Origin of the sequence: Mesorhizobium sp. M7A.F.Ca.AU.002.02.1.1 (genome assembly GCF_003998535.1) — a bacterium.
GTDB lineage: Bacteria > Pseudomonadota > Alphaproteobacteria > Rhizobiales > Rhizobiaceae > Mesorhizobium > Mesorhizobium ciceri.
Map to the genome: position 1 here is coordinate 1 of NZ_RZPB01001090.1, position 1555 is coordinate 1555.

The window sequence follows — 1555 nt, forward strand, 5'->3', positions numbered from 1 at the left end:
CACCAGATAGGTGATGGCAAGGCAGACGAAGATGATGCCGACCAGCGCCGCCTGCGCCGCAAAGCCTTGAAAGGAACCTGAGAGCAGCACAGTTGCCGAAATGGCGCCGGGACCCGCGATCAGCGGGATTGCCAGCGGGAAGGCGGCGATGTTGTGGATCATGTCCTTGGTGATGGCGACGTCGCCGATCTTCTCCTTGCGGTCCTGCCGGCGCTCGAACACCATTTCGAAGGCGATGAAGAACAGCAGGAAACCGCCGGCGACGCGGAAAGCCGGCAGCGTGATGCCGAACACCGACAGGATCGAGGCGCCTGCAACCGCAAACAGCGCCATCACCAGGAAACCGATGATCGAGGCGCGGACGGAAACCTGCTGGCGCTCCTCGCGGTTCATGCCGCGCGTCACGGCGAGGAACAGCGGCGCCAGGCCGGGCGGATCGATGGTCACGAGAATGGTGACGAACGCGTTGAACAGGCTGTCGAAACTCGGCATCTCTGACCCTCCCGCCGGGCCGTGCCCGTACCAGGATAATTGGTAGAGCAAAGCCCGTTCGGTGGGAACTGTTCGTGAGAAAGTGGTTGATGCCGGCGAGACAGCGGAGGGCGCAAAGGGTCGCGACGCTTTTATTCCGGGCTGCTGCATTCTTCGGCGATCAAACCGCTCGGCGCGCCAGGAACTCGACCTCCAGCCGCCATGTCGCGCCATTGTCGTGCGAGCGCTCGCCCAGCCATCGGAAGGCGTTTTCGGTGATGCGTGAAAAGCCCCAGCGTACGGAGCTACCGGTGCCGTCGGCGCCCACTTGCACGATCGTGTCACCCTCGGCGCGGCCGAGCTGGCGGCTGAAATACTGGTTGGGCGGGTCGCTCCAGAAGATGTGCCAGGCATCCGCGCCGGGATCATAGACGCGCAGCGTCGTGCCATAAAAAGTCCATTTGCCGAGCGAAGGCTGGGAACCAGTGTCCCGCGCGGGCAGGATCCAGACGTCCTGGATCGCCCGGCCTTCCAGCACCCAGCCGAAATGCACCTCGCCACGCCCTGTCAGCACCGTTCCGTCCTCGAGGTGGCGCGAGGCGTCGAAAGTCCAGGCGCCGACGAAGCGGCCGTAAAGGCTCAGTTTTTCGGCAAGGCCTTCGATCGGTCCGGGGCTATGCAGGGCATCGGCAAACGAAGATTGATCGAACATGGTTGTGGCCTCTTCTTGTCAGGAGATTGGGAGGGAATAGGCGGTTACGAGGTTCTGGGCTTGGGAAAAATTGCTATATTCCGGTCATGACAGCGACCACGCATACGCTCGCATCCGGACCCGGCTGGCATGTGGCGGATGTGATCTGCACGGCTAGCGCCGGCGACCGGCCGTTCGAGGAAGCGCATCAGGATTTCTGTGTCGCCGCGGTCACCAGCGGCACGTTTCGCTACCGTGCCCAGCAAGGCACGGCGATGCTGGCGCCCGGCGCGCTCCTGCTCGGCAATCCCGGCACATGTTACGAATGCGGGCACGAGCATGGCAGCGGCGACCGTTGCCTCTCGTTCCATTTCCGGCCGTCCTACATGGAAC

The 1555-nt window shown here is 63.3% G+C and carries 3 protein-coding genes; 1 reads left to right on the forward strand and 2 read right to left on the reverse strand.

The genetic code is table 11. The annotated features are described in order from the left end of the window. Both EN879_RS35295 and EN879_RS35300 read right to left on the reverse strand, forming a co-directional pair. Nucleotides 1-492 (reverse strand): MarC family protein (locus tag EN879_RS35295; protein WP_164774813.1); only part of this gene is annotated, 492 nt, incomplete at its 3' end. Between the two features lie 160 nt (nt 493-652). Beyond that, nucleotides 653-1183: a hypothetical protein gene (locus EN879_RS35300; RefSeq protein ID WP_063167938.1), complete on the reverse strand. Its 531-nt coding sequence runs from the start codon at nt 1181-1183 to the stop codon at nt 653-655. A gap of 86 nt (nt 1184-1269) precedes the next feature. Here EN879_RS35300 and EN879_RS35305 point away from each other — a divergent pair. Further along, on the forward strand, nt 1270-1555 hold a 286-nt coding region (locus EN879_RS35305), incomplete at its 3' end, for an AraC family ligand binding domain-containing protein (protein WP_206521075.1).

What these genes read in the sequence shown, in the direction of transcription:
- EN879_RS35300 (WP_063167938.1), bottom strand. Translation starts at nt 1,183, where the DNA reads ATGTTCGATCAATCTTCGTTTGCCGATGCCCTGCATAGCCCCGGACCG.